Origin of the sequence: Dethiosulfatarculus sandiegensis, from assembly GCF_000931935.2 — a bacterium.
GTDB classification, from domain to species: Bacteria; Desulfobacterota; Desulfarculia; order Desulfarculales; family Desulfarculaceae; genus Dethiosulfatarculus; species Dethiosulfatarculus sandiegensis.
This window is the reverse complement of record NZ_AZAC01000014.1, coordinates 453345-476808: the sequence shown is the minus strand read 5'-3', so window position 1 is coordinate 476808 and position 23464 is coordinate 453345. Positions and strand designations below refer to the sequence as shown.

Annotated in this window: 24 protein-coding genes; 7 read left to right on the top strand and 17 right to left on the bottom strand. The window is 54.0% G+C overall.

The features are described 5' to 3' along the window. The 5 genes from X474_RS11790 to X474_RS11770 all read left to right on the top strand — a co-directional run bounded on the left by X474_RS11790 (nucleotide 1) and on the right by X474_RS11770 (nucleotide 6368). Entirely contained in the window at nucleotides 1-1143 is a 1143-nt protein-coding gene (locus X474_RS11790) for a CpaE/TadZ family protein (RefSeq protein ID WP_044349004.1), read from the top strand. Nucleotides 1144-1146: 3 nt separating this feature from the next. Continuing rightward, complete coding sequence (locus X474_RS11785; protein ID WP_044349002.1) at nucleotides 1147-2526, top strand: TadA family conjugal transfer-associated ATPase; 1380 nt, start codon at nucleotides 1147-1149, stop codon at nucleotides 2524-2526. Between the two features lie 5 nt (nucleotides 2527-2531). Next, nucleotides 2532-3500, top strand: a complete 969-nt coding sequence (locus X474_RS11780; protein ID WP_156360734.1) for a type II secretion system F family protein — start codon at nucleotides 2532-2534, stop codon at nucleotides 3498-3500. A 2-nt stretch (nucleotides 3501-3502) separates the two neighbouring features. Then, a complete protein-coding gene (locus X474_RS11775) occupies nucleotides 3503-4459 on the top strand; it encodes a type II secretion system F family protein (protein WP_044349000.1) in 957 nt (318 codons plus the stop codon). A gap of 109 nt (nucleotides 4460-4568) precedes the next feature. Further along, complete coding sequence (locus tag X474_RS11770) at nucleotides 4569-6368, top strand: tetratricopeptide repeat protein (RefSeq protein ID WP_197282063.1); 1800 nt, start codon at nucleotides 4569-4571, stop codon at nucleotides 6366-6368. 84 nt (nucleotides 6369-6452) lie between these two features. Here the strand turns inward: X474_RS11770 and yihG are convergent, their stop codons facing one another. Continuing rightward, entirely contained in the window at nucleotides 6453-7511 is a 1059-nt protein-coding gene (gene yihG, locus X474_RS11765) for a 1-acylglycerol-3-phosphate O-acyltransferase, YihG family (RefSeq protein ID WP_082464314.1), read from the bottom strand. A 241-nt stretch (nucleotides 7512-7752) separates the two neighbouring features. Between yihG and X474_RS11760 the strand changes: the two genes are divergently transcribed. Continuing rightward, a complete protein-coding gene (locus tag X474_RS11760) occupies nucleotides 7753-8193 on the top strand; it encodes a hypothetical protein (protein WP_156360732.1) in 441 nt (146 codons plus the stop codon). Between the two features lie 286 nt (nucleotides 8194-8479). Further along, nucleotides 8480-9013, top strand: coding sequence for a hypothetical protein (locus X474_RS11755; RefSeq protein ID WP_044348996.1), 534 nt, complete (start codon nucleotides 8480-8482; stop codon nucleotides 9011-9013). Nucleotides 9014-9121: 108 nt separating this feature from the next. Here the strand turns inward: X474_RS11755 and X474_RS11750 are convergent, their stop codons facing one another. From X474_RS11750 to X474_RS11675, 16 genes are all read right to left on the bottom strand, one after another. Beyond that, complete coding sequence (locus tag X474_RS11750) at nucleotides 9122-9532, bottom strand: hypothetical protein (protein WP_044348995.1); 411 nt, start codon at nucleotides 9530-9532, stop codon at nucleotides 9122-9124. A 27-nt stretch (nucleotides 9533-9559) separates the two neighbouring features. Beyond that, complete coding sequence (locus tag X474_RS11745) at nucleotides 9560-9991, bottom strand: hypothetical protein (RefSeq protein ID WP_044348990.1); 432 nt, start codon at nucleotides 9989-9991, stop codon at nucleotides 9560-9562. A 12-nt stretch (nucleotides 9992-10003) separates the two neighbouring features. Beyond that, the gene (locus X474_RS11740) at nucleotides 10004-11107 is read right to left on the bottom strand and encodes a hypothetical protein (RefSeq protein WP_044348989.1); all 1104 of its coding nucleotides are present in this window, start codon (nucleotides 11105-11107) and stop codon (nucleotides 10004-10006) included. After that, nucleotides 11104-11361, bottom strand: a complete 258-nt coding sequence (locus X474_RS11735; RefSeq protein ID WP_044348988.1) for a hypothetical protein — start codon at nucleotides 11359-11361, stop codon at nucleotides 11104-11106. Before X474_RS11735 ends, X474_RS11740 begins: the two co-directional genes overlap by 4 nt. A 1-nt stretch (nucleotide 11362) precedes the next feature. Beyond that, entirely contained in the window at nucleotides 11363-11899 is a 537-nt protein-coding gene (locus tag X474_RS11730) for a hypothetical protein (protein ID WP_044348985.1), read from the bottom strand. Nucleotides 11900-11911: 12 nt separating this feature from the next. Next, nucleotides 11912-13399: a hypothetical protein gene (locus tag X474_RS11725; RefSeq protein ID WP_052515116.1), complete on the bottom strand. Its 1488-nt coding sequence runs from the start codon at nucleotides 13397-13399 to the stop codon at nucleotides 11912-11914. A gap of 3 nt (nucleotides 13400-13402) precedes the next feature. Next, the gene (locus X474_RS11720) at nucleotides 13403-15445 is read right to left on the bottom strand and encodes a hypothetical protein (RefSeq protein WP_044348983.1); all 2043 of its coding nucleotides are present in this window, start codon (nucleotides 15443-15445) and stop codon (nucleotides 13403-13405) included. Nucleotides 15446-15612: 167 nt separating this feature from the next. Beyond that, a complete protein-coding gene (locus X474_RS11715; protein ID WP_044348982.1) occupies nucleotides 15613-16329 on the bottom strand; it encodes a phage adaptor protein in 717 nt (238 codons plus the stop codon). Continuing rightward, nucleotides 16316-16600, bottom strand: a complete 285-nt coding sequence (locus tag X474_RS11710; RefSeq protein ID WP_044348980.1) for a PQ-loop repeat-containing protein — start codon at nucleotides 16598-16600, stop codon at nucleotides 16316-16318. Before X474_RS11710 ends, X474_RS11715 begins: the two co-directional genes overlap by 14 nt. Beyond that, nucleotides 16597-17229, bottom strand: a complete 633-nt coding sequence (locus tag X474_RS26120; protein ID WP_044348978.1) for a hypothetical protein — start codon at nucleotides 17227-17229, stop codon at nucleotides 16597-16599. The genes X474_RS11710 and X474_RS26120 overlap by 4 nt, the downstream gene beginning before the upstream one ends. A 210-nt stretch (nucleotides 17230-17439) precedes the next feature. Beyond that, on the bottom strand, nucleotides 17440-17871 hold the full coding sequence (locus tag X474_RS11700; RefSeq protein WP_044348976.1) for a hypothetical protein: 432 nt from the start codon (nucleotides 17869-17871) through the stop codon (nucleotides 17440-17442). A gap of 13 nt (nucleotides 17872-17884) precedes the next feature. Further along, nucleotides 17885-18166, bottom strand: a complete 282-nt coding sequence (locus X474_RS11695) for a hypothetical protein (protein WP_044348975.1) — start codon at nucleotides 18164-18166, stop codon at nucleotides 17885-17887. A gap of 199 nt (nucleotides 18167-18365) precedes the next feature. Further along, a complete protein-coding gene (locus tag X474_RS11690; RefSeq protein WP_044348973.1) occupies nucleotides 18366-18686 on the bottom strand; it encodes a hypothetical protein in 321 nt (106 codons plus the stop codon). Between the two features lie 84 nt (nucleotides 18687-18770). Further along, on the bottom strand, nucleotides 18771-19643 hold the full coding sequence (locus X474_RS11685; RefSeq protein WP_044348972.1) for a DUF5309 domain-containing protein: 873 nt from the start codon (nucleotides 19641-19643) through the stop codon (nucleotides 18771-18773). 100 nt (nucleotides 19644-19743) lie between these two features. Next, on the bottom strand, nucleotides 19744-20841 hold the full coding sequence (locus tag X474_RS11680; RefSeq protein WP_044348971.1) for a hypothetical protein: 1098 nt from the start codon (nucleotides 20839-20841) through the stop codon (nucleotides 19744-19746). Between the two features lie 636 nt (nucleotides 20842-21477). Then, on the bottom strand, nucleotides 21478-23457 hold the full coding sequence (locus X474_RS11675; protein ID WP_044348969.1) for a portal protein: 1980 nt from the start codon (nucleotides 23455-23457) through the stop codon (nucleotides 21478-21480). Between the last annotated feature and the right edge of the window lie 7 nt (nucleotides 23458-23464).

The following is a 23464-nucleotide window of genomic DNA, read 5'->3' as shown; positions in this document are numbered from 1 at the left end:
GTGAATCAGAGCAGTCTGGAAACCCTGGGATTGAGCCTGAGCAGAAAAGGCAGCGAATTAATCAGAAAGCTGTCAGCCTCCACCCCTTTGGTGGATCTTATTCTGGTTGAATCCTCTTTGGAAGAATTTGAACGCAAAGTAATGGGCATGCGCCCCAGACTACTTATCGTCGAGCATGACCCGGCGAATCAGCCCCAACTTGACCTTTTGGAACGGCTCAGGATATCAGCATCCTGGGCCATGGTGGTGGCCTTAAGCCCTTCCAAAGATCCGGATCACATTATTAACGCAATTCATCTGGGGGTCCGTGAATACCTGATAGTAGACCAGGAACTGGGGCAGAACTTCAAAGACGCCATGCTCCGGCTTAACATGCCCGGGCAAAGCGGAGAATCCGCCAGGGGGAGGATCATAGCCGTAACCGGGGCCAAAGGCGGTGTGGGGACCAGCCATCTGGCCCTTAACCTGACCTGGTCTTTGAGCCAGGATCAGGCCCATCGCTCTGTATTGGTCGATCTGGATATTTTCGGGGGCAACCAGGCCTTTATGCTGGATGTAAGCCCGGATAAGGACATCAGCCTGATAAGCCGCAATTTTGACCAGCTCGACGATGTTTTTCTAGACAGCCTCTTGATTGAAATCACCCCGGGTATGCGACTTTTGGCCGCACCTGAAGACCCGGCCGAGGCGGAAACCGTAACGCCGGATCACGTATTGGCAATATTGGGGCGCCTGGCAAGGAGCCATTCATTTGTGGTCCTTGACCTGGGAGACGGGCTGGAAGACACCACCCTGGCCGCCCTGGATAAAGCTGAACGCATCCTCATGGTATTTGAACCTAACCTGGTGGGGCTTAAAGCGGCCACCCGCATGAGTTCTTTACTGGACCGCCTTGGGCATGAAAAAGGCAAGCTCTGGCCCGTGGTCAACCGCACCAATTCACGCAAAGCCATAACGGCAAACCAGATAGAATCCGCCCTTAACAGATCAGTGGCGGCCTGGTTGCCAAACGAGTATCCCAACATCACCGAAGCCCTGGATTCCGGCAGACCCCTTTTGAGAATCAAGCCCAAAAGTAAATGGGGGACAAGTTTGCGTGAATTGGCCGAAAAAGTAGCCCAATGGCAGGGCGAAGAGGAATAAGAAATGGGCCTCAGAGAACGACTTGGCAGACCTGTTGAAAACAACAAAAAGCCTGAAAAGGGCAAAAGCCAGGAGGCTGCCCCTTCCCCTGCGGTCATGGAGATGCAGAGCGCCTTTCAGGAATTAAAGGGCCGCATGCACTATAAGGTCATTGACCAGGTGGATTTGGGCAGGCTGGCCAAACTTGAAGACGAGGTGGCCGGTCGCGAGTTGGAAACCGCGATCAAGACGGTGCTGGAGAATGAAAATGTCTCCCTGCCCCAGCAGGAGCGGGAACAGTTGGTCTTGGAGATCAGGCATGAGGTTCTGGGCCTGGGACCCTTGGAACCCTTGCTGGCGGACGAAACCATAAGCGAAATTATGTGCAATTCCTACGACCGCATATACATAGAACAAAACGGACGCCTTACCAAAGCACCCATCCGGTTCAGAGATGATGCTCATCTACTTAAAATAATAGATAAAATCGCCACAGCTGTAGGACGTAGAGTGGACGAATCCTCGCCTATGGTCGACGCCCGGCTGGCCGACGGCAGCAGGGTGAACGCCATTATCCCGCCTCTGGCCCTGGATGGCCCGGCACTTACCATTCGTAAATTTTCCAAAGACCCATTGCAGGTTGAAGACATGGTCCGCTTTGGCTCCATCTCAAGGGCCACGGCCAAGGTCATGGAGGGGGTGGTCAAGGCCCGGTTGAATGTAATCATCAGCGGGGGCACCGGCTCGGGCAAAACCACTCTCCTGAATGTGTTTTCCTCTTTTATCCCTCCCAACGAACGCATAGTTACAGTGGAGGACTCGGCTGAGCTGCAACTTCAGCAGGAACATGTGGTCCGCCTGGAGACCAGGCCGCCGAACATTGAAGGCCACGGCGAAGTGACCATGCGCGATCTGGTGAAAAACTGCCTCAGAATGAGGCCGGACCGCATTGTGGTCGGCGAGTGTCGAAGCGGCGAAGCCCTGGACATGATGCAGGCCATGAGTACGGGCCACGACGGCAGCTTGACCACCATTCACGCCAACAGCCCCAGGGACTGCATCAGCCGCCTGGAGACCCTGGTCTCCATGGGCGGTCTGGAGATCAGCGAAAAGGCCATCCGTCGCCAGATAGCCAGCGCCCTGGATGTAATCGTGCAGGTGGCCCGCCTCTCAGACGGCACCAGAAAGGTGATCAGCTTCAGCGAGGTTACGGGAATGGAAAGCGACACTGTCACCTTGCAGGAAATATTCCGTTATGAACAGACCGGCGTGGATGCCATGGGCAATGTCAAGGGTCACTTTGGCCCCACCGGCATCAGGCCCGCCTTTGCCGGGAAACTTGCTGCTCACGGATTTGACTTGGACGCAGACCTTTTTGGCGACGATAATTTCAGAAGGGGGTGAAAACCGTGATCTGGGCCTTGACCGGAGTTATTTTTTTTAGCGTTCTGCTGGTGGTTGTGGCCTTGGCCAGACTTATCCGCCCCGGTCTGGAAAGCACCCAGGAAGCCACCAGCCGCAGGCTCGAAAAACTGCTTAACACCACAGCCGTAAACGATTTTTCCGCTGAAGCCATAATGCGCCACAGCAGCCTTTCGGAAATCGGCTTTCTGGACAACTTGCTGGCCAAGGCCCGCCGTTTAACCAGCATAAAAGAGCTTCTGGAAAAAGCGGGCTCGCCCATGAACTTAGGCACCCTGATACTTCTGGCCGCTGTAATGGCCATGCTGGGGATATTAACCGGAGTAATTATGAAGCTGGGACTGTTAATCATTCCCCTGGCTCTGCTCGGTGGCTTTTCCCCTTTTATCTTGCTGAAAAAATTAAAAGACCGTCGAATGGCGGTATTTGAGACCCAGTTCCCCGAAGCTGTGGAACTTATGGGCCGGGCCCTCAGGGCGGGGCACAGCTTCAGCTCGGGGCTTCAGATGGCGGCCTCGGAACTGCCGGAACCGGTCTCCTCTGAATTTGCCAAAACCTTTGAGGATTATTCCTACGGTAAAACCATGGAAGACTCCCTGGGCGGACTGGTGAAAAGAGTCGATAACGCTGATGTACGTTTCTTTGCAGCCGCAGTGGCCTTGCAAAGGGAGACAGGCGGTAACCTGACAGAGGTCCTGGACAATATATCCCACATAATCAGGGAGCGTTTTAGGCTCTTACGAACCGTCAAAACCCTTTCAGCAGAAGGCAGGCTTTCGGGGACCATCCTGGCCCTTATGCCGCCCGCGCTTTTTGTCATGCTTTACTTCACCAGCCCGGGCTACATAAACATGGCGCTTGAGCACCCCATTGGTCAGGCCACCCTCATGATAGGCGCTGCCTTTGAAGTTTTAGGCATTTTTGTCATCAAATTTATAATTAAAATGGATGCCTGAGCATGGATGCCTTTTTTAGAAGCCCTGACGCCATTATTATTCTGGAGGTAGGCCTGGCTCTGCTTGCGGGGCTTGCGGTTCTGGCCTTGATCATCGCCCTGATTAAACTCTGGAGCAAACCAGGCGCCAAGGAACGCAGGCTCAACATCCTGGTCACGGGCTCCCGCAAAGAAGAAAAAGAAGTCGCCAAGAAAATTTTTTTGGAGCGCTTATCCGGTTTTCTAATGATTTTTGCTCCCCAGCCCAAGGCCAAACCGTCATGGGATAAGAGCAAACTGCTAAAGGACCTGATAAGCGCAGGTTTTCGCTCTAAAAATGCCCTCAGAGTCTTTCAAGGGTTAAGAGCGGTTTTAAGCATTCTCCTTCCCCTCTTGGGGTTGGGTGTTGGGGTTTTTTTAGAGCTAAAACGCATGCCCCTTCTCATTTGCGTGTTTGGAGGCGCGTTTTTTGGCTTTTTCCTGCCCAAATACATCCTGGAAAAAAAATCCCTGGCCCGTGGGGCCCAAATAACCAAACAAATGCCCAATATGCTGGATCTTTTGGTCATTGCCGTGGAATCCGGCCTGGGCCTGGACGCCGCGGTGAAAAGGGTCTCCAAGGACCTGGTCACCTCCAGCCCCATTTTGGCTGAGGAGCTGCAAGTCTATTCCATGGAACTCAAGCTGGGCTCCACCAGGGAAGTGGCCTTGCGCAACCTGGCCGCCCGTTGCGGTGTGGATGAAATGTCCAGCCTGGCAGGAATGCTTATCCAGGCAGACCGTTTTGGGGTGAGCGTGGGTCGCAGCCTAAGGGTTTATTCCGATGAAATCCGCACCAAACGCAGGCAGCAGATGGAGGAAGCAGCGGCCAAGATCCCCCTCAAGCTCCTGTTCCCCGTTCTTTTCATGATCTTCCCTGCCATTATGGCTGTAATGGCAGGGCCAGCAATCATAAACATCATGGAAAGCATAATTGAATAAAAAATCCATTAGTTATAAAAACCATGGCCGTCGTTGGGGAGAAATCTCCATGGCAGCCGCCCCCGCAACATCCGGTCCCTTTTTTTCTCCGGAGAAAGAAGGTAAGAGCATGAACCCAAAAATCCCCATCAAGATGTTGGTCTTTATGACCGCATACTTGCTGGTGCTCGGGCTGGGGGGCTGCGCAGGCAAACAGGATCAGGCAGTACGCAACCTTACCGATGACGAATTCAGGACTTTGCGGCAGAAGCAAGAGGCAGGCAGGCAAATGCCGGCCCCTGATCCCAGCCTGGCCACCGCTCCCGCCAAGGAAGTAAAAGGAGACCAGCTGGTGCGCAAAGGCCAGGCCACGGCAGCTCTTTTTGAGTATCACCGGGCTTTGGCCAAGGCAAAGCCTGATCAGGCCAAGCGCCTGCGCCTGAAAATAGGCCAGATTTACCTGCGCATGAAGCAATACATGCAGGCCGAAAGCCAATTTAAAGAGGTTTTAAAAGCCGACCAAGACTGTGCCCTGGCTTGGCAAGGGCAAGGGCTTACCCTGCTTAGCCAGGGAAAATTAAGTCATGCCAGGGATTGCTTTATCAAGGCAATCACTTTGGACCCCGGGCTTTGGAAATCTCTAAACGCCTTGGGTGTCATCCATAACCGCACGGGCCATCCGGACCTGGCGTTGGAAGTCTTTGACAGGGCCCTTGTTATCCAGCCCGGCTCAGCCGCGCTGTACAACAACAAAGGGCTCAGCCTGATGCTCATGAAAAAATATGACCAAGCCGAGATGCAGTTTAAAAGAGCCCTTAGCCTTGACCCAGGACATAAGCTGGCCTTAAACAACCTGGGCCTGCTTTCAGCCAAACAAGGGAAATGGGCAGAGGCCCAAAGATATTTCGAGATGGGGCTGGGCAAGGCCAAGGCGCATCACAACCTGGGTGTTCTCATGGCGGACCAGGGTATGAGCGCAGAAGCCGCCGAGCAGTTTCGCCGGGCCATGGAGAACTCTCCCAGACATTACGACCGGGCCTCCGAAGGGCTTAAACAACTTGAGGCCACCACCCCCAGGCCGGAGCTGCTGACTCCTAAAAACCGGTATCGTCATTTTGAAATCGATATCCAAAGAAAGACGTATCAAGAAGAGATATCAAAGCCTCGGCCTCAAGCAATGAAACAACAAAAGAGCAGCCGGGTCGGGCCCAAAATCCCCACCAAAAAACAGGAAAGAACCGTTATTCTTTTTCCAAAGCAAAAGGCAACCTTACTTCCCCCCTTTGAAGCCTCGCCCAGGAGAAATGAAATCCGCCATGACCTGACCATCATAATAGGCGCGGAAAAACCCGCAAACGCACCTAAAAAGACAACTTACAAGGCAAGAGTCAAAGCGGGAGCAGGGGCAAGCGCCAAGTTGGTTATCAAGCCTAAATTTGCCGAAAAGACAGTTCAAAAAGCCGAACCGAAGGTCAGGGGATATGTAAGAAGGCCTATGCCGAAATTCAATCTCAAGGAAGCCTCCATGGAAGAGCCTAAAACAATAAAAAAAAGAGGCTTTGTCAGAAGACCCATGCCCACCATGCCTATTATCCTCACCCAAAAAGCCCCGCAGGTGTTGCCTGTGGACATACCGGAACCTGAGGAAAGGTTGGTGAAAGTGGACAAGGCTCAAAAAGTTTTTTATATCCAAGTCGCATCCCTGCGCTCAGAAGACCGGGCCGAGCGCCTGGGTGAACAAATCAGCCGTTACACCAAGAAGGTCAAGTTGGAAAACTGGGAATCCACCAAGCAAGTTAAATGGCAAAGGGTTTTGCTTGGGCCTTTTGCCGCTAAAAATGACGCATTGAAGCAAGCCCGGAAATTGGAAAACACCGGCCTGGTTTCCGGGCATATGGTTTTTTCCAGGTGGCAGGGTAAACTGATCTGATTCTGTTAATTCCTCACAAAGAAAGCAGCAAGCCCATAACACGGCTTGCTGCTTTTTAATGATTATCTGATATGAGAGGCCGGTTTATTCCACAGGAGCTGTGTCAATGCAGTTATTGGTCAAAACCCCTTGTTTTGCTGAATCCAGCAAAAAGGTCAGACGAGTGTCCTTTTCCCGCCAAAGGCTGTTGATCCAGTCATGTAACCTGTCCTTGTATTCCTGGTCCCAGGTGTAGTCTCCCAGAAGATCGGTAGTGACCGGAATCTGCTTGACCTGTACACAGACCTCATCCACCTTGCCGCACAAAAAGGCCCAAAAGCTTTTTACTCCTTGGGGATAATGGATGGTCACATCCAGAATACGGTCCATACTTTGCCCCATTGAACCGAGCACATGGGCCACCCCACCGGCCTTGGGACGCAACAGGTTCGCATAGGGAGAGGCCTGGCGTTGATGCTTTTCCAAGGTGCGCCTGGTGCCCTCCACAAAATTCATTACCGAAACAGGCGTGGTTTTGAATTTGCGACAGGCCTTTTTGGTGATTAAGAAGTCCTTACCTTTAAGGTGGGGGTGCTTTTCAAGATAAGCCTTGGAATAGCGTTTCATAAAAGGGAAATCAAGGGCCCACCAGCACATGCCCAGAAGCGGCACCCAGATCAGCTCTTTCTTAAGGAAAAACTTAAGCAAAGGTATTTTCTTATAAAACACCTTTTGCAAAACCAATATATCCACCCAGCTCTGGTGATTGGCCAAGACCAGGTACCATTTATCCTTGGTCAGCCCTTCCAGCCCGCTGACCTGCCACTTGATGCGCTTGGTGAGCCTCATATCCAGGTTGTTGAGCCAAATCCAGTTCTCAGCCATGGCGTTCAACAGCCTGGTGCAGGCTTTGCGCCAAAACTTAAGGGGAATGCCGAGCTTGGCCAGGGAAACGGCCACAAGCGGCGGGGTCCAAAAACAGGTGTTAAAAAAATACACCAAAACGGAGGCGCCACCCCTGACCTGTTCGGTGACGGTTTTCCAGGGGCCTGGTCCTTTTGGTGTGCGGTTAACGGGCGGGGCGTCAGTCTGTTTGGTTGAGGCGCGCTTATCCTGGTTCACCCGGACAAGGTCCTTTTCGGGCTCGGGCTTGGGGCAAGGCATGTAAACTTGTCCTTGAAATAAAAACACCTAAAATAATAATCCGTTGGACTATCGGTAAAGTCATGTTTAATCTATACCTGAAACAGGGAAAATAACCACCGCCATATGGGACGTTTTTTTGGATTTGAATTTTCCCAGAACACCCAATTCTTGAGGGCTGGCCTGAGTTGCAAAAAATGCTAAAATGCCGGTAACAAAAACTTGGGCCTTTGTCTACCTAACCGTCATGGGAGCCTTAGCTGTGACCATTAAAAAAAATCTTCTTTTAGCCGGCTTTCTTTTACTTATACTTTGCTTGTCCCTGGGTTGCGGCGTAACCGCCAAAAACCAGCTCACAGCACCTGATGTGCCGAGGGGCAAAGGCATTATCTTTACCGTAAAGGACAAGCCCTATCTCAAGGTCTGGCAGGCGGCCATACGGGCCATGACCTCTGAATTGAATCTCACCTCGGTTGACAAGCAAAAAGGCGAACTCATAGGGAGCAGGCCCCGCTGGGACTCGGGCGAAGGCGTGGGTCTTTTCATAACTCCGGCCAGGGACGCGGAGTCCTACATTGTGGAGATAACAAGTTCCAGGGATGACCCCATGCTAAAGGACTGGCAGGTTCTTATCTCTGAAAAAATGCAGAAAATCCTAAATCGCGGATATTCGGGACTTAAATCCAAGGAAGATAAAAAATAAGCCTATTTTAAGATGAATATTTTATCTGAAGGCCGGAGAGTTTGCGGCTATCACCAAGCTCTCCGGCCTTTTACGATCTGGTCGATTCAAGCCATACGGCCAAACCTAAAAATTTACCACCAAACACCAACTAAAAATTTTTTATCAACATAAAAACCACTTACAATACAAATCATCTCCCCTGCCATATCCACCCCAAAAGGGAAGCTTGTAATTACTTTTTCCCATAAGTATATATTTCTTAACAGATAAGCGCATAATACCAAAATAGCTTAAGGGGGGATCCATGAAACTTAAAGCTGTTATCATTCTGCTCGCAATAGCTTGTCTATGCCTTTCGGCATGCGCCTCCAAAAACGAAACCGCTGATGCCCGGCCTACACATTATTGCCCCGAAGGCTTTTCTAAATACGGCATACCGCCCCTTCCGTTAGTTGAAGAAGATTACGTTTCCAGTATAGACTATTGGTATTTTATGCGCACTGAGGACTTACTTTCTTCTATAGAAAAAGAACGGATTGAAAAAAGAAGACAACGCGAGCTGATAGCAGAATGGATTCCCGATGCCCTTGAAGCGATAATGCGCTATTTGAAAAATAATACTCCGGAAGGCTTGCCAATTGAATGGAGCACCTGCCAGGCGATACTTTATGATGCCGACCCCAAACTGATTGATGTCACCCAGTTAACAGAAGCTCTTAAGAATCGCATATCTGCGTACAATGCCCTGCAAAAACACAAGAAAAAAGATAAACTGAAGAATTTTCTAGAAGAAAAAATCAAACAACAGGACAAGAATAAACAGGAACTACAGATATAAAATTGTAGTCTCTATCAAGACAGTTTATCGTAATGATCAGCCACCAAATATTATTACCTAAAAGACAGGGCGGCCTGGCATTATTCCAGGCCGCCCTGTTAAAATTACCTATTCCCCAAGTTTAAGACCAAAGCCTCTTCCGAATCCGCCTGCAAAATTTGATATGGCTCCACCCAAAATCCCGCTATCTCCCGGATTGTAATAAGTTGTCCCCATCCTCCCTTGTTCCAGTGCCTGGCCGCCGCTTTGCCAGGGCTGCAAGAGCCCCATAAGGCCCTCTGCCCTTGCCATGCGGTGTATGGGCACAACCGCGCCGTTTGCCTTAATCTCTATGGGCTCGGTCATGAGGTTGTAAGCCTGGGCCAGGATGTTTTCGGGGGAAGTTTGGCCCTGATACATGCGCTCCCAGGTGTCCCACCAGCGTTGCCCGGCAGGATCACGGTTAAGCCTCGGGTCAATTGCGCCGCTTTTTTCTCCGCTTCCAAACAAGGCTCCCACTGGATCGTCGAGAAGTCCCATTATTCTTTTCTCCTTTTTTGCCTGGTTTCAGGCAACCCCGCCTTTGGTGTCAATGCCCATGAGCCCCTGCATGGCAAGCCTTGGGTTGGGCTGGTTATAACGCTCCACCAGCTGCATCAGCCAAGGCATGGCCTGGGCCCTTTGCTGGATATCCGGGCCAAAGTCTCCCCGATAAGCCATAAGCGGCTGGCTGAAGAGGTTTATGGGCCTGCCGTATCCACCCAGGCCGTCGTCAGGCTGGTCAAGCTGCCAAGAGAGCCGGGGCGGGATAACCGGCAATTCGGGCGCTTCCTGTCCCATGGCGCTTGTCTGCGCCTGGGGAAGCTGCGCGCTCAGGCTCCCCATGTTCCCGGTCAAGGGCAAGGTTTGGTTTTGGGCGGCCTGTGCGGCCTTTTCCTCTTCTTCCCGGTCCCGGAAGTTCTTAAAGTTCCGGGCCAGGTTCAGGTCTAAAAGTCCCATGGTCACCTTCTCCTATAGATAAGGCAGAATGTTTAGCTGGGGCGTGTTGCTTGTGTTGTATCTGGCCAGGTTGCCCAGGTTGCCCAGCCAGTTAAGGGAATTAAGGTCATTCTGGTTAAGGGAGTTGTAATACCCCAACCTAGAGGCCCAGGCCTGGTCGGCCAGGTTGGCGGCCAATTGGGCCTCATTCTGCCTGGATTGCAGAAGCTGGTTCCAAATGTCGTTTCGGCCGGAAAGGGCCTGATCGGCCATCAGCCCGCCTAGTTGGGCCGCGTTTCCCCGGGCGTCGGCCATCTGGGCCAGGTTCTGAGCCTTAAGCTCCAAGGCCTGGGTGTTCAGCTGTTCCTGATGCTCCTGGAAACCCTTGGCCCTTTGCCTGGCCAAGTCGGTTGTCACATCCCTTGTCAGGCTGGAGTCAAAAGCCCCAGAGGCGGACATGCGGTTCAAGGGGTTCCGCAAGGTGTCTTCAAAAGGGTCCTGCCGGTTCAGATAGGCCTTGCCCGCCTGGTCCACCCACTGGTCATAAAGCGCGGGCGCACCGGCCATCTGGTCTATGGCGCTTTGGTACTGACCATAGGCGTTTTGGGCGTCTCCCCACCATTTGTCATGCTGCGCTTTTTGATCGTTCAGTGCCTGCCCGCTGCTGGTCCGCAGATCACTAAGCCACTTTCCCGCCCGGCTGTCGCTCCCGTAATTCTGATACCATCGTTTGTTAAGATCCTGTTTGGAGTTCTGATAATCCTTTTGGTTCTGATTCCACCAATAATCCATTCCATTGGGACCCGTGGCAGTGGAGCGCACCAAGCTGTCGAGCCAGCCCGGAGGCCCGGAAAAACTGGAAGCATTGGGTATGCGTATGGGCTCGGGCTTGGGCTCGGGTTGAACCTGGGTCTGCTGATTAAGGGGAGCGACCGGCGCAAGCTGGTTTGCCCCCTGGTTCTGGCCCTGCAGAGTGTTAATAAGGTTCTGGCCCTGGGCCGGGGGCTGATAGCCACCCAACCCCAACAGCCCGCTTCCCTGGTTGGCCTGGATGTTCTGGCTGGTCTGGTTGTTGAACAAAGGCTTCAAAAGGTCCGGAGTCTCAAGCCCGGGAATGGTTTTTAAAAGGTCTATCATGCCGCCCCCCTTGCCTGGTCTTGGCCGTTCATCCTGCCCTTTAGGTTGGCCAGGTTGGTCTGGTTCTTGGTTACGCGGTCATGCAGCACAGCTTCAACCCGGCAGCGCTCTTCCTTGCAATGCCTGGCCTCTTCCTTAAGCTCTGCCACATCCCGGCGCACTTCCTTTAAGTCTTTTTTCATCAGGAAATAAACCGCGCCCACAGCCACCACGGCGGGCGAACCCGCGGCAGTGAGCAGTTGGATAAACTCCATGTCACTCCCCCCATAAATCGCTGGTGTAAACATCCGGATCAGGGGTGCGGGAACCCTGCACCCCAAAAAGCCCCTCCAAACGCGCAAGGCTTATATCAAGCGCCTCAACCCCGGCCTGGTCCACAGCCGCCTTCAAAGCGATGCAAAGTTCCCGATACTCCCCTTGCACCTCCCTGATCCAGGCCCGCACCGCATCAGCCGGAGCCGGGCTCAACCCCGCTTCTTTTCTCTCGCTTATGTAATCCATGAGGTTCAGCTTGAGGTCCGTGTCATACCGGGTGGATCCGTCTGGCTTGAAACAAATGAAGCGCTGCACATTGCGCTTGAGCTTTCGGTGCTTTTCCCGCTTGGCCAGGGCCAGGGCCTCGGCCGGGGTGGGCTGAGGATAAGGGATGATTTGCCCGCCCTCATCCAGCCAAGCCTGGGCCTCGGGAATTTGTTGCAGTCGCCCCAGATTTGGCACTGCCGTGGTTTTACCATCAGCCCAGAATATAATTGGCTGGCCGTTTTCGTTGATTTTGATCTGCTGAATGGACATAATCCCACCTCCTTATAGTTCAGCGTCCAGGGCTAAAAACGGCTCAGGGTTAATAGAAGTCCCAGCCATTCCAATTGTCATTGAGGGGAACCCGTCAACGTTTGCTGCAATGCCATCACGTGTTGGAGTTGTGCCTATAATTGAGGCAGCTGTAGCCTGTTTAGTAGATCCGTCTAAAATGAATTTTGGTGTGGTGCTCAGCAGAGTGATGGATGGGGGCACCCTCATATGTACTTTTGTGGGGCTGTAACAGTAAACCCGCTCGGTTGAAATTGCTATGCCCGTCATCTCGGCATATTTTCCCATTACTTGGTAATACCGCTGACACAGCTTCAGCTCTTCGCCCGGCAGCCGTTGCTCAAAATCAGTTGCCACCCCTCCCGCTTCCAACTGCACATTTGCGATGTCGATTTGAAGAGATGCTGGAGTGTAACCTCCTGACCAGCCGGTTCGGGAATCGGAATCACTGCCCGCAGCGAACCATAAATTCACTTGTAGGTTATTGTCTTCTTCGATAGTTTTGCCGGAGATGCCGGGAACCGAAAAGGTGTGTGTTATCCGTTGCCAATCTGTGGTTATGTCTTTGATCACGCCTGGTGGAAAGACAGAATCACTGCCACCAATTCCGAAATACTGCCGCAAATCCAAAAACATTTGACCGGCAGTTGCTGCCTTGACCCAGAAGGAAAGGGTTACATTTTCTCCGGCAAAGGTGTGTACGCTTTCAATTTTATGTTGCAGAATAAGTTGACTGTTAGCTGTAGCTGCTATACCTGAATCGCTAATGCGCATGAAATAAACAGGATTCCCCGGCACATCAGTTTGCCCCGGTGTGAATGCCTGGCGGCTTACATCCGGGGTGTAATCATCCGCACTGATTCGCCATCTGTCTGCCGTGTAGTCTCCATTGGCTGCGGGTGTCCACGACTCTCCCCTCTGCCAAACATCAAAACCGCCGTTTATAATGCGGTTTTTGCCTGGCACCTGATCCAGCCTGGCCCCATGCGCTCCGGCAGTTCCCTCCGGCAGGGAAAGAGTCCCTGTAACCAGGCTGTCTCCGGATAAAATTTTATCGCCCGCTATTTCCTGATCCCCGCTTGTGCGCACCACATCTCCGGGAAGCGCGCTCTCCTCTCCGGGCGTCAATATGCCCAGGTTCACCTGGCTTATGGTGTTGTCCAAAACCTCAGCCTTAAGGGTCACCAGGGTTTGATCCAAACCGGCGGAATAAAACGCCCCCAGAACCAAGGCATGGACATAGCCCGTGCTCAGCTGCACACGCACCATGCGGTCTTCCGGAAAATGCCCGGCCACATCACCGGTTATGGAAAACTGGTCTGTTTCCACATAAAAGACTTCCCAGGAGTTGGCCAGCCACTCGGTATTGGAAGCGTTTAAGGTGTCCATGCGCCCGAAAAGCTCTTGGTCATTGGCCAAAAGCGCATCCAGAGCGGACTTCCAGTTGCTTTCATCTGTAAAGGTGTTAGGCGGATTGGCCATGAATCAGCTTCTCCCCATGGGGGCCAGGTCCAAAGTAACCGGCCCCAGATAAACCGGCGCGCCGCCCGGGTTGAGATAAAGCCCCACCTGGGCCAGCTTGGCCACAAAGTTAATGGATTGATTGCCCTTCCTGGCCCTGCCCAGGCCCACGGAATAAAGCTCCCCGTCAGATCCCACAATAAGGCTCACCAGCTCACCCACGGTTACGTCATCGTCTAGGGGTTCGCTCAACTGCCTGGTGAGCCGGTCCTCGACCAGCTTGGCAAAATCCCTTTTAAAGCGGATCTCGCCGGAACAGCCCAAACGGGCGGAAAGGTCATAGCTCAAGTTCTTGAAATGCTTGTCCAGGCCGGGGTGTCCATAATCATCCATGCCGCCCCAAAGCTCCACCTGCCAGGATTGCCCAGGTTCGGCCCCGCTCAAGTATCCGTCCACCCCGGTCAGGTCCTCTTCCAGGCAATACAAATGCCCGTTGTCAGCCCCTATAAAGGTGGTGGCGTCGTCATGGCTGAAGCAGGTGGGAACAAACCCGGCCCAGGAATACATGGTCCAGGCCCTGGGCAAGAGGTGCAAAACCAGGGTGGAATCCAGGCCCGGAAGCTGCAGAAAATATTGGTCGTGCGCCCTGTGATACACGCTGAAAGCGCCCTCTCCCTGGTATTGATCCACCAGGTTCTGAATATCCCTGCTTCTCGGCAGCTTGCGCACGTCTCCGAATTCCTGCACCCCTTCCAGGGCCAGGACAGCGTCATTAAGAAATAAAAGGCTGTTGCCGCTTTGGGTGAGCGTCTTACCTTGGGAGCCCTCATCAAGAAAGAGCCGGGTCACTCCCAGGTCCTCACCCGGTATGCGGCCCGAGATAAGGTGCAGGGATTGCCTGCCGGATTTACTGATGACCAGGCCGCCGAACCAGCCGGTTATCTGGTTGATCACCCCGCCGTCGAGCCGGTCAACCCCGATCCAGCCCGCGCTGCCCCCCACATACATGCGCGAACCCCAGGACCAGCAGTTGCCCAAACCCGAGTAATGAGCCTTGGACTTGTCCGCCTCGTCAACCCAGTCACCACCTGCCAACCATAGCCGATCATCCCGCACCGCCCCGGTGGAGGCCATGGGCGGCAGCCCTGGAGTGACGGCCATGACCGGCTGTTTGGTTGCCTGTAAAGACCAGGACCCGGAATAAGACACCCCCTTGCCGCCCGAGGACACATTGGCATAATGAACCTGCACGCAGTTGGATGAATCACCGGAAGCATACTCTATTACTATATAGCGCTCCGTGTTCTGGGGCGTGGAAAGTTCCTGACCCGCCGCGGACTCAAGGTAAAGGCTTTGCAAGGTGGAAGTCGTGCCCAGGGTGGTAGCCAGGTCGGTAAGCTCACCGGAACCAAGCAGCGTGGTTCCATCCGCCGCATAGGCCTTGACTAAAACCGAACCAGTGGGAGAACCCACCCGGCTTAGCCAAACCGAAACCTGGGTAATGGGTATGGCGCCAGGCCCAAAGGCCGGGCTGGCGTCCTTGATTCCAAACCTGGTCACAGAGCCTGAATAAAGCTTCTGGCCTGCGTCTGTATCCGCATCCAGCCAGTCCCAGAGGTAGCCGTCTTCATCCCAAAGCACGGAACAGGCATACCCGTCCGAAGGGTCCACGGACTTGGCATACCCGCCGTCCAATACCATGACCTTGCCCCTATAAGGCAAAAGCTCGGGCGCAGAAGCCAGGGAGCAGATAAAGACCGGCTCACCATCCACCAGCCGGTAAAGGCCTGTGTCACCGGCCACAAAATCCACCCCCAGATAACGCAAGTGCGCCTTGATCGCCTGCCCGCCGGGCAGGGGTGAAGCGCTCAAGCGCCTGCTCCCCGGCCTGGTAACCGCCTGCAAGGCCAGCTTGCCGTCTCCATAAGGCGTGGTGATAAGCCGAATGTTCACGGCCCGGGCCAGCTTGCCCCGGGGAATAAGCCAAGGCTCCTTACTGGTCACCATGCCCCCCGCCTGCAAGGCCTGCTTGCGCTTCACCTTGTACTGCTTGGCCGCACTGCGCATTTGTCAACCTTTCCGTTTATTTGGGGAAAGTTAAGAGGGGATCTATACTTACCCCTCCCTCACCACCCTCGGGCGGTACTAAAAAAAAGCTCTTTTCTCGTTCCCCTCTTCTCTTAAATTCCATAAAGGGTGGTCTCAAGCGGGGTGAAAATAGATCTTTTCTTCTCTTAATCCCCCCCCGTCCAATCAAACCCCACATCCGGATAGTCAACCTGCCTGATCAAAGGCTCCAAGCTCTCCTGCCCGGCCAAATCATGGGCAGTCTTGGCCAACATGCGGAACAACCCCTGCTCCACCCTGGTGTCATATTCATTCCGATTGGCAGCGCTCATAGCCACAAACTGCCTCAACGCCTCATCAAAAAGCCCCCGAAAAGGCAGATTATGCGCATCCAGTAAAACGGCTGTATCCGCATCCGTGGTGGGAATCGCCACCCGAGCCAACTCGGGCAAGGCGGCATAGCGCAGATAAATAATTGCCCCGTCGGCAGGCACGGGGATCACATGCAAACTCCCCTGGTCCAGGAAATACCAACCAGGCGAGCCGGTTGTGATCTTGAACCGGTCAGCCGCGGATATAAGCCCCAAAGGCCCTAAGCCGGTCCGCCCCTCCACATGCAGGTCATAAAGACTTAAATAATCCTCAGGCAGAGCAATCACCCCGCCCGCTATCTCAGAAGCCCAGTCCACACTGCCACTCTGAATGGTCTTGGAAACCAGGGTGGACTTGCGCGCGGCCAGTTCATTAGCCAAGAGCCTTAAACCCCGCTGTAAATATCCCAGCATCTCCTGCCTGGTGTAGTCACCCGACTCATCGGAACGCAGATCCCACCAGGCGGACTGAATCAGGCTGGACGCCTTTATTCCGGTCTCAGGCTGGGCCATGGCTCACCCCCTTGTTCCTGACTGAAAAATAAGCAACCAAGAGAAGGCCCGCGTTTATAAGCGCAAACCCGTTGCCCCACATAAGCGCGCCGGATATCCGCCCCAAAACCAGCCCGATCTGGATCAAGGCCAACCCCAGGAAAACCAGGCAGATAAAAACCGGTGACAACCCCTCGACCCGCCTGGTCCTGAAAACCCGCCACCACTGGGGCACGTAGCAGACGGTCAAAAGCGCATAACCCAGAAAAAGCAACAGTTCGGTTAAGTTCACGCCATCACCTTTATCCTGCGAACCCCCCAACCCTGGGATATCATCCAGTCGGCCAGGCCTTGGGGCGTGTGGTCGCAATAAGGCCCGCCCCCATAATCAGGGGCAGCGGTTTTCCGGATAATCTGGCAAACCGCCTCACTGCATATCCAGTTGTCACTATCCCCAATGGCCCGCACCCAGGCCCGCCGCCCGGTCAAGGCCCGCATCACCTGACCGGCTATGTCCAAATAGCCGTATTCTTGGCCCTCATAGCGCTTAGCCTCTACACAGATATTAAACTGGGGCTCACCAGACCAAGGCGGCATATAAAAGGTGAGGGTGTCACCCACATAGTCACTCAGGTCCTTGACCTTGTATTGCCGGTCCTGGCTTGCCACCCTGCCCAAACCGGTATAAAGCATGGCGTGGTGCTCACTGGCCGCATGGCCCACAATCTCGCTGGAATACGCCCGAATCCGGGCCGCCAACCAGGAATCAAAAGGTTTGGACCAATCCCAAGGCCGATAAACCGTAACCGGCATGCCGGGGAACAATTTTGTGTCAAGATCATGTTGCAGCTCTTCCACTGTCCAAAGCTCAACCTCTCGACCGAGCTTGTCCGTGCTGATCCTGCTTGCTTGCTTTTTCATGGGTTGTCTTCCCTTTCCCATGCTTAAAGGCATTGTGAGGGGCGCTTTTCCCAAGAGGGGATCTATTCTTTCCCCTCCCCCGCCACCCTCGGGCGGTAGTTAAGAAAAGAGCCTCTTTTCTTGTCCCCCTCTTTTCCCAAAATCCAATAAGGGTGTTCTCAAGCGGGGTAAAAATAGAATCTTCTCTTCTCTTAAATCCCCCTCTCCCCCCTACTCCCCCTTAACCACAATCGGCTCCGGCTGGGTAACAATCACCGGCTCAGGAGGCGGGGCCGTTTGGTTATAACTGTGCGTATAAACAGCCGATGCATGCTTACCCACCGTGTCCGCCAACCTCACCGCCGCGTCACCCCCAACCCAAATGCCGCCAACCGCACCCAACACACCCAGGGCATTGGTAGCCACATTGGCCCAGGGGTCCACATACTGCTGTATTTGCCCCTGGCCCGGGGCGTAAACAGTGAGCTTCTTGAAAACAATGGGCTGATCCTTGAAACCCTCGATCTCAAGCAAGGGCTTTTGTAGGGCCAAGGCCTGGAGTTGGGCCTGCATATAGGCGGTTTGCTCATCCTTCCCCGCACACCCGGCCAAGCTCCCCATCACCAACCCGGCCAAAACCACTAAAACGATAATTCTTTTCATGATCCCCCCTTTTTTAAAAACCCATCCTGTCTGCTGTGCACATCTCCGGATGAGCCTTGATCCATTTCTTAAGCTCCCGGTCATCGTTCCTTATCTCAGGCGGCAGCCGGGAAAAGATTTCAACCGGGATCGATGCCACCTTGCGCAGGCTGCGCTTTTTGCTCCAACCCCCGGTCGCCTGCTGCTCCCTGAAATTCAAAATATCCTGAGGCGCGGAATCCACCCGAGTCTTAAGGCGGTATTCATCGCCTATAAATTCAAGCTCTTGACCCTTGACTATGGATATGGTCGGCATGGGGCTTCCTTTCTTGCTGTAACTTGAGAAAAAGTCAGGGGATTTAAGAGGGGAATCTCTTCTTTCCCCTCCCCCGCCACCCACGGGCGGTAGTTGAGAAAAGAGCCTCTTTTCTTGTTCCCCTCTTTTCCCAAATCCAATAAGGGTGGTGTGGGCGGAGTAAAAATAGAATCTTCTCTTCCTCTTCTCTTTTCCCCCCTTAACTCAGCGCCACCGCCCCACTCAAAACCGTAGTTGCCGCCTGCTGATACTTAAAATAAAGGGTGCTCCCGCTCACCATGGGCGTCACCTGGCCCACGGTCATAGATGGCACAGTGGTGGAGGGATTCGGAGTCAGCATAAGATCCCCGCCCACATCCAGATCACCTGTCATTTGGCTATCGCCAATGACTGTCAAATCCCCTTCCACCTGGCCATTGTTTACGACCAAGTCCCCGCTCAAGGTAAGCGCCTCACCGCTCATATCCCCGGCATAGGTGGGGTCCGTGCCTATAAAGCATCCAAAGGTTTCTTTAGACATGAAAACTCCCTTTTGATTTCATCCGGCCAGGGCCTTCACCCAGGCCGGATGAATATCTTTAGAATCTTTTAATAACCCGCTGGCCTAGGAAATATCACAGTTCTCAATCTTCCCGTTGCCCGCCTCGTTCCGAGCCACCAAGGCCAGCTCTGCCCGCACATAGCCCCGGGTGGAATCGCCCACCTTGGCCAAGGGCACATGCTTGGTCTTGCGCAAAAAAGCCACTTCCCAAAGATCTTTCTCCAGAATCGCCACATCATCGTTATTGATGTAGCGCTCCAAGACAATCTTCTGCAGGCCAAAGTCGGATTCATACACATCCACCGAAGCGATAAGCTTCTTGGACTTGGATTCCACATTCTTGGTGGAACCGGCGGTAAACCCGCTGAAGACCCTTTTCAAGGTGCCGTTAACCAGGGTCACATCCGGATGCCCGCCGTTCTGCCATACGGTCTGCAACATGTCGTTGTAGCCGTCTTCGGTGAGCGCGGTTGTGCCCGCGTTATCCGTCGCATTGGTAGTCATCCAGGCCATGACGCCCTTGATCTTGCGGGCATGGGTGGCGTCTCCGGCAGCACCCGTGCCCTTGATGCAAGCAAACTCGATATCCCGGGCTATCTCTTTGAGTCTCTTGGTCACTTGGTAGTCATAGGCGTTTTTGACTCCCGCCTGGTTAACCGCCTTCTGAGTGTCGCTCACCTCAACATCCTTGATCAGGATCTGGGAGTAGCCTCCCACCCGGTCGGGCGTGGTGTGAGTCACATCCCCAATGCTCCAGCCTTCGAGCTGGGCATTCTCGGCCGCATCGGCCAGGCTGTCCTTTTGGGTCTCGTGATAGGTGTTGGTCGCCTTGGTCTTGGGCGCCATCGTAAAAAACGGCGTATCCTCAGGACTGATATTGGTGATCAGATCCGAGAGGTCTTCCCGGTTGCCTGAAGTGTCGTATGTGGTCTGCATTTTCTTGGTCTCCTTTTTAGAGGTAAGGAGAGGAGACTTTGTTTTTCAAAGAAACTTGGAAGATCTTTTTCCCTCTTTCCCTTCCTTTTTTCTTCTCCCCCTACTCCTTCTCAAAGTCCGGATGCGAGATCCTGGCCCCCACAGCCCGGACAAAATCCTGATTTTCTCCACTTTTGAGCGCCTGCCTACTTGCCTGCTGCCAGGCTTCCGCCTTGGCCTCGGCATCGCTGAACTTGCCGCTCTGCGCCTTTTGCTTAAGCCCCCTCTTGGATTCGGGCTTGGCCATTTTGGTCTGGGGCAGACGGCCGGAAAGGGCCAGGTTCTGATAAGCCTGAATCCAGGTGGTGGGGTTGTCCCTGGGGTCTCCCTGGGTTATGCCCGCTTGGGCCATCTCCTGTTGAATCATGGGTATGGCCTGCATAAAGTCGTCCCGGCCAAAGGTGTTCTTCACATAAGAGCTGACTTCGTTCACCTGCTCCTTGGTCACCAACCGGCTCATATACTGACTGGCCGCCGCCTGGTTCGGGTCCTGCTGCTGGTTAAGCTGCTGCTGCAGGGCCTCGGGCGTAAGCCCCCTTGCCTGCAAAACAGTGTCCAAGGCCTGAATAAAGGTGTTGTCCACAGGCAGCTTTTGCCCGTTCTCATCGGTGATAAAAAACTGTTCGGCCTGGTTCGCATTCTGCGCCTTCTGCGCACCGGACTGCTCCCTGCCGCTCAATATGTCGATCACCTGCTGCGCCTTTTGGGGGTCCTTGGCTTCCAAAACGTTCATGGCCTGGGCCAGGTGCACATAAGGCGCTGCCATCTGGGTCTTGGCGGTGTAGTCCAGACCCTTGGAGGCCAGCTCGATCAGCTGCTCCCGGCTCTTGATCGGCACCTGCTGACCCCGATAGGTCAAGGTGGCCACGGGTTTCCCCTCTTCGGACCCGGAATCACCCTCCCGGTTCTGCTCAGAACCGGCCTGATCCCCGGTTTCCCGTTCATCGGATTCACCCATGGCCGCCCCATCCCGGGCCTGGCCCGCGGCCTCTCCGTCTGCTTTGACTGCCGCGTCATCGGCCTGGTCAAAGTCCGGATGCTCCACGCGCACAAGATCTCCCTCTTTAAACTGACTCCCGCTTGTGGAAAATTCATCAGCTCCCTGTCCAGGGTTGGCTGCCTTCTCTCCCTGCGGGTTGGTCAAAATTTCGTCTCCCATTTTCTTAATCTCCCGTTTTTAACTTATCGATTTAATTAACTTTGAATCTCTATCCCCGTATATTTACAAATTGCTTTCACAAAATATGCGTGCAATTATTCGTTCATTTAGTGGCGGCAACGGGCCGGATTCGAACCGGCCTACAGGTCAGTGGTTGGGCTTATGGCAGGGAAAGGCAACCCCTTGGAGACCCAAGCAATGCTGACTCGATCACGTCCACCGTGACGCCGTTGCCGTGATTTTTCATTTTTCCTCCCCGCTTTATCCCGGTTTAGCTCAAGAGGGGATCTATACTTACCCCACCCGGCCCGGCCCTCGGTCGGTATTAAAAAAAGAATGCCTCTTCTTCTTTCCTCTTCTCTTAAATCCATAAAGGGTGGTGAGGGCGGGGTAACAATAGAATCTTCTCTTGCCTTCTCTTCTCTTGCCTTCTCTTCTCCCCCCTCTTCTTCACCCCCTCACCCCTCATGCCTATCCTCCCAAGCCCTCCACTCTTCCTCTTGCTTCTCGGCCTCTTCTCTTTGCTCCGCAATCTCCCTGAGGCTTAAAAGCGCAGCATCCCCATCAGCCAGAACCTCTTTAATCCCCCGCTCAAAACCATCCAAAACCACCAGGGCGGCTTGGTAATGCTGAGCCTTAATTAAGTACTCCTCCGGGTCCTTGGCCTTGAGCTGCTTGAAGCCTTGCCATAAGCTCAGGCGGGATCTCTTGAGCCACGGCTCCACCACCCGGCCCCATGCCGGGTGGTCCAACAACTCCCGGCCCAGCCGGGCCAGGTCCAGCTTGTCCAGGCATTCCTGCTCCCGCTGCTCCATAAGCGCCTTGTCCGTTTGGCGCAAATCCATACATGCCTCCCTGTTCATCCGGGTCCGTAATAAACTGGGCTCCCGGCCTGCCCATGGCCTCCACAATGTGGCGCACCACATGATAAATATTCTGCGGGGTAATCAACCCCTGGCCCTGGGGCGTCTGCCCCACCTGCAACAAGATCCCCAAAAGCTGCTGCATCTGCTGGATGGTCATGGCGCTGTCTGAATTGCCCAGCCCCACATTCACCACCAAATCCAAGTCTCCACCGAGCATCTCGGGGGAAAGGGTCACATCCTCTGATTCACTCACCCCCAAAACCATCTCCTGATCAATAAAATCCTGGTTCATCTTGATCAGCCTGCGGAACAGGGGCTTGAGCCCCATCTCGGCAAAAAGCCGGGCAATAAGGCGCAGGCGTTTATCCGCCTTTTGCATGAGGCTCATCATCCCCCGGGCAGTATCGTTCAAACTCCCGCCCATTAACCCCTGGTTCAGCCTGGTCACACCCAAACGCTGTTCCTTGCCCGCCTCCAAGAACTCAATAAACCGCCACACATCCTGGCCCAACTGGGGCCGCTCCAAGGCGCGCACAGCCCCCAGCTTGCCCGGGTCCACCCCAATCAGGCTATGCGGTCTGCCCGCCAAAAGAGCGTTAAGGTCCACGCCCGCGTCACGCTCGTATAAATGCTGAGGGGCTGTCTGATGAGCCATGAAGCTCAAAAGCGCCCGCCATAAGGTGGTCTTTATGTGCTGGTATTCCATGGTGAGGTCCACCAGAGATATGCCCTCGAACTTGTGGGTGTCCAGAATCGGAGACCAGGAAAGAAAAGGCGGCTCCTTGAATACATTTTCCTGCCAGCCAATGAGCCGCTCATTGGCCAGGGTGGCCACCATGGGAACCATCTCCCCGTTATCACCGGGCCACAGAACATAACAGGTAAACCGCTCAACCCTGTCCCACTGGCCCGGACCCTCGTCATCACCGGCATAAGGGTCTTCCCGGCCTATCTCCTGAAAAGAAGACTGCTCTTCCTCGGTAGAACTCACGCTCTCCTTGGGTATGGCGTTCAGGTCAAAATAGCCCAGCTGCTCCTTGACCTGCCTGAGTTCGTACCTGGTGGGAAAATCACGCAAGGCCACAAAAGGCGCATTCTTTATGGCCTTGGACGAACGGGAGATAAGGAAATTGCCCGGCGGTATAACCTCTATCTCGGGCTGATCCGTGATAACTTCTATTTCCCTTATCACCGCATTGGTGAGCCCCAGGGCCTGGCCGCCCAAGGGCGAGGGGATCTCCTGATCATAGGAGACCAACTCAGCCCCCTGGTCCAGCTTTTGTCGAAGCTCGGGCAGAAAGATCGTCTCATAGCGCTCTTCGTGAACCCTTTCCTCATACTTCCAGCCCCACCGGCAAATGCCGTTTCTGTAAAGCAATCCGTCTTTGAGCCAGGTGTAGAGAAACTCAAACCAGTTGAGTTGACGCTCACGCTGATACTTCAAAAGATGCTTGTTCAACCTGGCCGAATCAGTGGCCCGGGTGGTGCGCGGTTTGATCGCCACAGGCTCCTCACTGCCCGCGAATATCTCCAGAAGATCCGGCAGCATGGCCTCGACCGCGTCCAATACATCGGAAGAAACCACCTTGGGCTGACCAGGCCGCGGACTGCCCAGCTTGCGCGCCCGGTAATAGCGATAGGCCTTTTTACGGTCTTCGGCCTTCACCTCATCCCAGGCCTTGGCTTCCTCCAAAGCCTTGTCCAAGTGATGCCTTATCCTTGCGTATTCACCGGCTTGTGGTTTGGGCATTTGGCTT

What these genes read in the sequence shown, in the direction of transcription:
- X474_RS11785 (WP_044349002.1), top strand. Translation starts at nt 1,147, where the DNA reads ATGGGCCTCAGAGAACGACTTGGCAGACCTGTTGAAAACAACAAAAAG.
- X474_RS11775 (WP_044349000.1), top strand. Translation starts at nt 3,503, where the DNA reads ATGGATGCCTTTTTTAGAAGCCCTGACGCCATTATTATTCTGGAGGTA.
- X474_RS11770 (WP_197282063.1), top strand. Translation starts at nt 4,569, where the DNA reads ATGAACCCAAAAATCCCCATCAAGATGTTGGTCTTTATGACCGCATAC.
- yihG (WP_082464314.1), bottom strand. Translation starts at nt 7,511, where the DNA reads ATGCCTTGCCCCAAGCCCGAGCCCGAAAAGGACCTTGTCCGGGTGAAC.
- X474_RS11755 (WP_044348996.1), top strand. Translation starts at nt 8,480, where the DNA reads ATGAAACTTAAAGCTGTTATCATTCTGCTCGCAATAGCTTGTCTATGC.
- X474_RS11750 (WP_044348995.1), bottom strand. Translation starts at nt 9,532, where the DNA reads ATGGGACTTCTCGACGATCCAGTGGGAGCCTTGTTTGGAAGCGGAGAA.
- X474_RS11745 (WP_044348990.1), bottom strand. Translation starts at nt 9,991, where the DNA reads ATGGGACTTTTAGACCTGAACCTGGCCCGGAACTTTAAGAACTTCCGG.
- X474_RS11740 (WP_044348989.1), bottom strand. Translation starts at nt 11,107, where the DNA reads ATGATAGACCTTTTAAAAACCATTCCCGGGCTTGAGACTCCGGACCTT.
- X474_RS11735 (WP_044348988.1), bottom strand. Translation starts at nt 11,361, where the DNA reads ATGGAGTTTATCCAACTGCTCACTGCCGCGGGTTCGCCCGCCGTGGTG.
- X474_RS11730 (WP_044348985.1), bottom strand. Translation starts at nt 11,899, where the DNA reads ATGTCCATTCAGCAGATCAAAATCAACGAAAACGGCCAGCCAATTATA.
- X474_RS11725 (WP_052515116.1), bottom strand. Translation starts at nt 13,399, where the DNA reads ATGGCCAATCCGCCTAACACCTTTACAGATGAAAGCAACTGGAAGTCC.
- X474_RS11720 (WP_044348983.1), bottom strand. Translation starts at nt 15,445, where the DNA reads ATGCGCAGTGCGGCCAAGCAGTACAAGGTGAAGCGCAAGCAGGCCTTG.
- X474_RS11715 (WP_044348982.1), bottom strand. Translation starts at nt 16,329, where the DNA reads ATGGCCCAGCCTGAGACCGGAATAAAGGCGTCCAGCCTGATTCAGTCC.
- X474_RS26120 (WP_044348978.1), bottom strand. Translation starts at nt 17,229, where the DNA reads ATGAAAAAGCAAGCAAGCAGGATCAGCACGGACAAGCTCGGTCGAGAG.
- X474_RS11700 (WP_044348976.1), bottom strand. Translation starts at nt 17,871, where the DNA reads ATGAAAAGAATTATCGTTTTAGTGGTTTTGGCCGGGTTGGTGATGGGG.
- X474_RS11695 (WP_044348975.1), bottom strand. Translation starts at nt 18,166, where the DNA reads ATGCCGACCATATCCATAGTCAAGGGTCAAGAGCTTGAATTTATAGGC.
- X474_RS11690 (WP_044348973.1), bottom strand. Translation starts at nt 18,686, where the DNA reads ATGTCTAAAGAAACCTTTGGATGCTTTATAGGCACGGACCCCACCTAT.
- X474_RS11685 (WP_044348972.1), bottom strand. Translation starts at nt 19,643, where the DNA reads ATGCAGACCACATACGACACTTCAGGCAACCGGGAAGACCTCTCGGAT.
- X474_RS11680 (WP_044348971.1), bottom strand. Translation starts at nt 20,841, where the DNA reads ATGGGAGACGAAATTTTGACCAACCCGCAGGGAGAGAAGGCAGCCAAC.
- X474_RS11675 (WP_044348969.1), bottom strand. Translation starts at nt 23,457, where the DNA reads ATGCCCAAACCACAAGCCGGTGAATACGCAAGGATAAGGCATCACTTG.